Annotated in this window: 4 protein-coding genes; all 4 read right to left on the reverse strand. The window is 68.9% G+C overall.

Going from position 1 to position 9,050, the window contains the following annotated elements; translation table 11 throughout:
- Positions 1-493: 493 nt before the first annotated feature.
- The gene (locus EIO58_RS19310) at positions 494-6,127 is read right to left on the reverse strand and encodes a DUF11 domain-containing protein (protein WP_240658638.1); all 5,634 of its coding nucleotides are present in this window, start codon (positions 6,125-6,127) and stop codon (positions 494-496) included.
- Between the two features lie 223 nt (positions 6,128-6,350).
- Positions 6,351-7,448: an ABC transporter permease gene (locus EIO58_RS07960; RefSeq protein ID WP_127819077.1), complete on the reverse strand. Its 1,098-nt coding sequence runs from the start codon at positions 7,446-7,448 to the stop codon at positions 6,351-6,353.
- On the reverse strand, positions 7,445-8,446 hold the full coding sequence (locus EIO58_RS07965) for an ABC transporter ATP-binding protein (RefSeq protein ID WP_240658639.1): 1,002 nt from the start codon (positions 8,444-8,446) through the stop codon (positions 7,445-7,447). The genes EIO58_RS07960 and EIO58_RS07965 overlap by 4 nt, the downstream gene beginning before the upstream one ends.
- A 98-nt stretch (positions 8,447-8,544) precedes the next feature.
- The coding region (locus EIO58_RS07970; RefSeq protein WP_205789178.1) for a cbb3-type cytochrome c oxidase subunit I at positions 8,545-9,050 on the reverse strand (506 nt) is incomplete at its 5' end.

Genomic DNA, 9,050 nt, shown 5'->3' on the forward strand with positions numbered 1-9,050 from the left:
CGGCGTCCACGAGATCGCCGGCGCCTCGCACGCCGTCGCGGTGTCGCAGCCCGACGCGGCGGCCGCCGTGATCGCCGAGGCCGGCAAGGCCTACCTCGCGAGCATCGCCGACGCCGCGTGATCCGTCTGGCGGCGCCCCCGACACGGTCCGGTCTCGGGGGCGCCGCTTCGGGCAACGCGCCACCCGCGTGCCCTTCGTCAGCCGCCGGTATGCCGGGAGGGGCGTCATCCGTGTGATTCCGGATGCCGCCTCGCGGCGGTGACGCGTCGGCAACGATGCCGGACTGAGCTCGTCGATGGGCCACACCGCCGGGGGTGCCGATGGGATCGCGGTGGCTGCGGACTGCTCTGAGGTGGCGGGTTCAACACTGCCGTCGCGTTTGAAGCGCGAAAGGGCCCCCGAATGCTTCGAGGGCTCTTCAGCGTCAGTTCTCGCGTCCTTCGCCGGGCCGACGCCCACGGGCAGACCGGCCTCGGGGTGGTTCGGATCGGCTCAGGCTTCGCTGCGACGGCGCCGCACCAGCAACAGGACCATTCCGCAGGCCACCAGGCCGACAGCGATGGCAGCGGCGCCCCAGGCGACCATGCCTCCCGTACCGGCTAGGTCGCCGTCGGACGCAGACGTGACGACATCATCGATCACGGCGGTCGACGCGTCGGACACGATGCCGCTGCCGTCGGGACTTTCGCCCGTGGCGGTCGCCGTGTTCCTCAGCGCCGTGCCATCGAGGTCCGCCGCGACGACGATGTAGTCCGCCGTGCAGACGATGATCTGTCCCGGCAGAAGAGTCGTCTCGCCGGCGCAGGCCACCGCAACGGCACGGCCTTGCCCGCTGAACGACTCCTCCCGGACGCCCACGCCGCGGGCGGTCGTGTTACCGGTATTGGTGATGGTGAAGGAGTACGTCACCGTCTGCCCGGCTGCGGTGATCTTCGTGACGTCGGTGGACTTCACGAGGCTGAGACGCGGGTCCGCAGGCTCCGGCACCGTCACGCTCGACGCGGGCGAGGACGGGGGCTCGAGTCCGTCGGGAGCCTCGCCGACGGCGACCGCCGTGTTGGAGATCTCGCCGGCATCGACGTCGGCCTGTGTCAGCGTGTACTCCACCGCGCACACGAGTTGATCGGTCGGAGCGAGCGGCTCGCTGTGCTCGCATACCGGCTCGCCCAGGTTTCCGGTGCCCGTGAAGGCCTCCTCGTCGACCGCCGCGTCGGTGATCGTGACGTTGCCGGTGTTCGTGACGACGAACGAGTAGGTCACCACATCACCCGCGCGGATGTCATCCGGTTCGGTCAACTCGGCCGACTTCACCAGTGACAGCCCTGGCGTGCGGTCGATCGTGACCGTCGCCGTCGAAGCTTCGGTGCTCGTCTCGGCCCCGGCCGCGTCTGCCGTGGCGATCGCCATGTTGACCACCTGACCGGCATCGACGTCGGCCTGAAGCAGCGAGTACTCGATTTCGCAAGTCACCTCGTCACCGGGCGCGAGGGTGGTCTCAGCGCACTCCGCGGGCGCCAGAGCACCCGCTCCCGTGAACTCCGACTCGACGATCTCGAGCGTGTTCACGGTGACGTTGCCCTCATTCGAGACACGGAAGGAGTACGTGATGACGTCCCCGGCGGCATCGGCCTGACCCGGCGTCGCGGTCTTCTCGAGGGCGAGCGCCGGCCTTTGAACGGCATCGACGGACACGGTCGACCGTTCGGCCAGGACCTCTCCGCCGGACGGTGACTGCGCCGACGATTCGGCGGTGTTCTCCAGCCCACCGGCGTCGATGTCGGCCTGCGTCACCTCGTAGGCGGCGGTGCACGTGAGCGTGTCGCCAGGAGCCAGCTCGTTCGACGGGCACTCCATCGCGCCCAGCGTTCCGGCGCCGGTGAAAGAGGTCTCGGCTACCACGACATCCGTCAGAGCGACGTTCCCGGTGTTGGTCACGAGGAACGAGAACACGACGTCGTCGCCGGCGGTATCGAAGGATTCGACGTCGGCGGACTTCTCGATGGTGAGCGCGGGTGCCGCGTTGGCCGTGATCGTCGCCGTCGACTCGGCGGAGACGACGTCCGCATCAGCCGGATCGAGGCCGGTGGCGACCGCGGTGTTCTCGACGCTGCCCTCATTCATGTCGGCCTGCGTGATGGTGTATTCGGCGGTGCAGACGAGCTGCTGACCGGGTGCGAGCGTGCCGACGGGGCAGGAGACCGCCGACAGGTCGCCCGATCCGGTGAAGTCCGTCTCCTCGATCGCGATGTCTGCGATCGTCACGTTGCCGGCGTTGCGGACGGCGAACGAGTACGTGACCGTCTCACCGGCGGCGTTCACGAATGCCGTGTCGGATGTCTTGCTCAGCGCGAGAGACGCGAGCGGAGTCTGCGGCGTGGTCACCGACGCGTCGTCCGAGGTCACGGGGCCACCGGGTGCTGTTCCCACCGCACGGGCGGTGTTGGTGAGCGCCCGCGAATCCACGTCCGCCTGGGTGAGCGTGTACGTGGCGGTGCACGTCACCTGCTCGGTCGGGTGGAGCTCGGCGGTCGGGCAATCGATCGGCGACAGATCCCCCGATCCGGTGAAGTCCACCTCATCGACCGAGATGTCGGTCACCGGGACGTTGCCGGTGTTGGTGACGACGAAGGTGTAGGTGATGAGCTGCCCTGCGTTGTAGGAATCCGCTCCGGCCGGTGTCGCCGACTTGACCAGGTCCAGCGACGCGGTCTGCTCGACAGGCACGGTCGCCGACGATTCGGGCGACGTGACGCTCCCGCCCTCAGGCGTGATGGCCGAGGCGGTCGCGGAGTTCTGCACCGCACCCGCGGTCAGGTCGGCCTGAGTGACGGGGTAGGTCGCCGTGCACTGGATCGTGGCGTCCGGCGCCAGTGAGCCTGATGGGCAGGTGATCGCTGAGAGCGCCCCGCTGCCGCTGAACGCGGTCTCGTTGATCGCGAGATTTCGAAGGGTGACGTTGCCGGTGTTGCGGACCGTGAATGTGTAGGAGATGACGTCGCCCACCGAATCGACGGACGTCGGACCGGCGGTCTTCGTGAGCGTCAGCGCGCCCTGCTGCAGGGCTGTCACGGCGACGACGTCGCTGCTGTTGCGCAGCGCCGGACCGCTCGGCGGCTCGGCAGTCGCGGTGGCCTGGTCCGATAACGAGCCGTGGTCGAGGTCTGCCTGGGTGGTTTCGTACGTCGCGGTGAACACCGCCGACTGCCCGGGCTGGAGGCTCACCGACGCGCCGGAGCAGGTCCCGGCGGGGTCCGCGAGCGAGGAGCACGTCGGCGTAGGCGCGATGCTCGATGGCGCTGAGTCCACGAGGGCGTCGGTGACGCGCACATTGGTGAGAGTGACCGCGGTGTTGTTGGTCACGGTGAAGGTGAACACGATCGGCTGCCCGACGGCGTCGAACGTCGCACGATCGACTGCCTTCGTGATCGCCGGCTGTGCGCTGTCGGCCTGCAGTCCGGTGAGCGAGGATTCCGCCGCTCCCAGGAGGGCGTCACCCGCGATGACGTTGGTGCCGACGCTGTTCCACGCGATGCTGCCGGCCGCCGTCGCGGGCGTGCTCACCGCGTACTCGGCAGTGAAGCCATCGCCCACGCGCACGTTGCCGTCGTACGTGAAGCGGAGCGCGGTGACCAGGTTGAGAGACGAAGGCGCGGTCGTCGTCCAGTCGCTCACACAACCGGAGTTGGAAGGGAGAACTTCAGGACGGCAGGGATTCGTGGCGAGAGAGTATGCGACTGTGAGGTTCTCGGGCAGCTCGCCGATGCTCGTCAGGGCGACGGCGAACTGGGAACCACGCGGCGTCGGCGCAGACGCGCGCGTGTCGCCCACGCGCGGCAGGATGTCGTACATGACGGGGTCGGCCAGGGTCGACTGACCGGTGTTGCTGAATGACAGGGTGTACGTCGCCGAACCGCCGTCGACGCTCACGTGGCCCGTGCCGCCCGCCCCGATGGGCGCCGGGTCGAGATTGCCCTGCACCACCTTGTCGACGGTGAAGCCAGGGTTCGTCGCCGTGACGCGGAGCGGCGCCGACGCGCCGCAATAGCTCCCCGCGATCGGCGAGCCGTTCGTGTCGAGCGCGGGGTCCCCCGCGGCCGGTGCCGGCGGGGCGACGTTGACCCCGTCGACCGCGCAGTAGGCGATCGGCGCGCCGTACCCGATGGTCAGGGCGTTGTCGAACGTGCCGGCACACCCCGCGCCGAGCGGCACGTCGAAGCCGGTCAGACCGACCGTATACAAGCCGGCCTCTGCGGCGGTACCCGCCGGGATCGTCCAGTTGACCAGCGTGCGGCCAGTTCCGTCATAGTCGGTGATCTGGTTCGTCGGAGAGATGCCGTTCGCGGTGTACACCCGACCGTTGGAGCCGGCCAGCGTCGCTGTGAGCGGCGGGATGGCGATCGAGTCGACACCCTCGGGCGCGAGGTAGCTGAGGTAGATCGCTCGAGAGGGGCCTTCGGTGATTTCGATGCCCGAGCCTTGCGGCTGCACGCGGGCAACGCACGAGCCGCTGTATGTGGTGGTGAGGTCGGCATAGACCAGGGCGTTGTCGCCATAGGCTTCCGGATCGGCGACGAGCACGTTCGCGGTCTGCCCGAGGCTCGTCTTGACCTGCGTCGCTGTGCCCGCCAGGAAGGCGTTCACGGTGGTGGTGTTGGCCAGGATGTAGCCGGGGGCCGCCGCCGGCGACGCGTAGCCGTTCACTCGGAACCTGATGACCGCGAAGTTGTTCGAACCCTCTTGCGCGAATGGCGGAATGTCGATCTGCGACACCGCCGGAGACGTCGGTAGTGTCCAGCCGGCGCCCGCCATGTACGGCACCGTACGCGTCGTGCCGTCAGCCATGAGAAGGTTGATCGTCGCTCCCGCGACGGGTGTGAAGCCTGTCACCGTGATGGTGCGGGGGATGTACGCCGGATTCGCGCACACTACTCCTGGTGCGTTGCTCTGATAGCGCGGGCCGGAGACGTTGTCGAGACAGGGCAGCGGGTCCTTGATGTCGTAGCTGAGACCCGAGTTCGTGGTCGCCGGGTCGGTGTTGACCGTGATCTCGTACGTCGTGCTGCTTGCGCCGTCCCAGTCGCCGGGGAACGTGTACAGCGTCGGGACGCTGCCGTCGATCGCAACATACTGGCCGCGATTGAACATGGTCTTGGGCGCTGCCGACTTGCCGGTGCGCCAGTCGAGATCGACGACGGTGGCACAGGGCGACGCAGGCGTCGGCGCAGCCGAGGCCGCGAAGCCGTCGATGTACGTGAAGGTCGCCGACGGCGTGTGGCAGATGCGTGCGCCGACCGGAGTGGGAGCGCCGTCGGTCGTGGCCGTCCCCTGGACGGTGAAGACGATGCGGTTGTTCGCCGGATTGAGGCACTCGGATCCGTCGCCGACGTACGTGATCGTTCCCCCCGTCGCACCGACTGCGGGGGTCGTCAGCGAGCCCGGAAGCGATGCGGGCGCTGTGCTGACGCTCGTGAAGGTGAAATTGTTCGGCAGCGCGTCGCTGATCTGCAGCGCTGTGAGTCCCAGGTCTCCCGCGGGCGCGGTCTGGCTGGAGCCGCACAGGAGAGTGAAGGAGAGCACCATCGACGCGCCGCTGAGTACATTCGTCGGATTGACTCCAGCACCCATGCCCACATTGCGACCCGCTGTGACCGTGAGAACGGCCGGCGTCGGGGCGACTGCCGAACCGCCGCTGCTGGTGAAGGTCGGTGTGATGGTCGCCCGGGCGCCGTTGAGCGTCGTCTTGTTCGGCGGTCGCACGGTGAAGTTGCAGGAGTACGTTCCAGTCGCCACGTTGCCGAGAGCGAACGTGACCTGGCCGGGCGCACGGGTCAGTGTGGGGCACGTGCCCGCCCCGACCCAGTTCGAGAAGTCGGTGTTCGCGCCGTTGTCTGTGACGGTGTCCGTCGGGATGGTCACCGTCGAGTCGAGGCATCCGCCCGTTGTACTGCACGAGTACGCCAGCGTGTACGTCGACAGCACGTTGCTCGCTGCTGTGATCGTCGCGGGCGTGATCGTGATCGACTCCGCGGCGTGGGCGGGGGCGGCCGCAGCCAACCCCCCGAAGATCAAGCCCACGGCGGCCGCGACGGCCGCCAGGAGTCGAGCGATGCGCGAGCGGTTATGCATCTGAGTCCCTCCCTCAGGTGCACCGACCACGCACCCCAAGCGCACGCTATCCATGTCGACGCGAATCTGACCGACTTTCACCCCCGGACTCACCCTGCCGCGGGTGACGCCGACCGGGCCGCGGCTGACTGCACGGGGAGTCTCGAAACGCGGCAGGTGGCGGGTACGAAATTCTGACGACGCGCTTCGCAGTGTGCGAGGTAGTCGACGGTGTTCGGTCGACCTAGGCGATGCGCGTGCCCTTCGGCAGCCTTCCCGCCGGCGTCCTCGTCCGCACCAGAGCCCACCACAGCAGTCCCGCCGCCAGCAGAGTTTGCAGACCCATGCCGACGAACCAGCTCGGCGCCGTCTGCGCCATCACCTCTTCGGCGGTCGGTGAATCCTCGTGCGGCATCGGCGCGCACTCGTCCCAGCGCTGCTCGAGATCGGGCGGCAGCTGCGCCCAGCGCACACCGGCCTTGATCTGCCCGAACAGGTCGACTGGATACCCGTATCGATCGAACGTCGTCGGGGTGGCATCCGCCAGGATCACGAACGGATTCGCCGCGAGCAGCCACCACACGCGATCGAACCGCGGCACCTCGTACGTCGACGTCTGCCACTCGCCACACTCGAGCTCGAAGTCCTCGTCGCACGGGTAGTCGCCGGTGGGCTCCTCCCCCGGCATGCACGGATAGGTGTCACCCGTGTACTCGTGGTAGTTGTAACTGCGACTGTGGCTCGTCGCCTCGGACCGCACCGTGTATCCGACGAGCGCGAACGCGATGAGCGTGCCGATGACGAGCGCCGCGACCACGAGATAGGTCGTCGCCACCGAGAACAGCGGGCGAGACAGGATGCCGCTGAGCGCCACCCCGATCGCCGCGATGATCCCCACCTCGAACACCAGCACCAGCAGCGAGATGCCGATGGTCGCCGGATCGCCGCCGCCCGCGAGCGTCGCGATCAGCAGGAACGGCACCGACACCGCGACGAACGCGAGCCCTGTCACCCACGCCGCGAGGACCTTGCCGAACAGGATCTCACCGGTCGTCGCGAGCGTGACCTGCACGGGCGCGAGGGTCGCGGCATCCCGATCACCGTTGATGGCGTTGCCGCTCAGTGTCGGCGAGACGAGCACCACCAGCAGAAGCGTGATGTAGACGATCGTCGAGAAGATCGCGGCGCCGGGGCGGTCGACGAACCCCCACGCGAAGAATGACAGCACCGTCACGACCAGAAGCAGCAGCGCGAAGACGCCGAGCAGCACGTACCAGGCGACGCTGCGCATGCGCTGCGTCAGCTCGAGGCTGATGATCGTGCCGAGTCGCTGGCCGCTCACGACGTGGCCTCGCTTTCGTCGGTGTCCGAGTCCCTCACGGCGGCCGCCTGCGGTGGGATGCCCTCGCCCAGGTCGAGGAACGTCCGCTCGAGCGTTCCCTGCGCGGCCGCGAACTCGACGACCTCGACTCCCGCGGCGACGAGGTCGCGCAGCGCGGCGGCTGCGGCATCCTCGGATTCGAACGAGACGATCACGTCTCGCCGGTCGGTGGTCAGCACCGCGGGCGCGAGCGACAGCGCGGTCGCGACGCGTTCGACGGCGACGGATGCCTCGACCCCTGCGACCCGCACGCGCCACGGGCGCGTGCGGCGCGAGGCCGCCTCGACCCGTGCCGGATCGACGGTCGATCCCGCTACCAGGAAGACCGCGTCGTCGACGACTTCTTCGAGCTCGGAGAGGATGTGACTCGACACCAGGACCGTGCGACCCTCGGCCGCGAGCCGCCGCAGCAGCACGCGCAGATCGATGCGCGCCTGCGGGTCGAGCCCCGACGCCGGCTCGTCGAGCAGCAGCACGCGCGGATCGTGCACCAGGGCACGAGCGAGGCCCAGGCGCTGCTTCTGCCCCCGCGACAGCACGCGGGCCGGTGCGTCGGCGAGCTCGGCGAGGCCCACCCTGTGCAGCAGCTCGTCGGCGCGGACGGATGCGTCCGGCTTCGGCATCCCGTACAGCCGCGCCGTGAAGATCAGCGTCTCGCGCGAGGTGAGCGTGCCCCACGCGCCGAGCGCGTCGGGCATCCAGCCGATGCGGGCGCGGGCCTCTTGCGGCTCTGCCACCGGGTCGATGCCGTCGATGCGGATCGAGCCGGCATCCGGGGCCAGCAGCGACGCGAGCATGAGCAGCAGCGTCGTCTTGCCCGAGCCGTTGGGGCCGACGAGGCCGGTGACGCGGCCGGCGTGCGCCCGCAGCGTCACGTGGCGCACCGCCTGCACCTCTCCGAACGCGCGGCGCACGCCGTCGACGGCGATGCCCGCGGTGATCGTGGTGTCCGTGGTCACCCGACTCACCCTAGGGGGCTGGGCAGGGCGAGGGCCACGGCGCGCCGGACGCGGCACCCTCTCGGGCCGGGCCAGCCGAGAGCACCCGGGTCATCGCCTCACTTCTGCTCGCCGGTCTCGGCGTCCTGAACGGCGGCGTCGGGTGCGTCCTTCGCGGGGCCGACGCCCACGGGGATGCCGGCCTCGGGGTGGTTCAGGTCGAACGCGGGCCGCTCGCTGCGGATCCGCGGGATCGAGGTGAAGTTGTGCCGCGGCGGGGGGCAGGAGGTCGCCCACTCGAGCGACGCCCCGTACCCCCACGGGTCGTTGACGGTCACCTTCGGCGCCTTGCGCGAGGTCATCCACACGTTGAACAGGAACGGGATCATCGACGCACCGAGCAGCATCGCGCCGATCGTGGAGACCTGGTTCTCCCACGTGAACTGGTCCTCGCCCGAGTAATCGGCATAGCGACGCGGCATGCCGTCGACGCCGAGCCAGTGCTGGATGAGGAAGGTCATGTGGAAGCCGATGAACAGCATCCAGAAGTGCACGTAGCCCAGGCGCTCGTTGAGCATCTTGCCCGTCCACTTCGGCCACCAGAAATAGAAGCCGGCGAACATCG

Source organism: Microbacterium sp. CPCC 204701, from assembly GCF_004010105.1.
Lineage (GTDB): Bacteria > Actinomycetota > Actinomycetes > Actinomycetales > Microbacteriaceae > Microbacterium.

What these genes read in the sequence shown, in the direction of transcription:
- EIO58_RS19310 (WP_240658638.1), bottom strand. Translation starts at nt 6,127, where the DNA reads ATGCATAACCGCTCGCGCATCGCTCGACTCCTGGCGGCCGTCGCGGCC.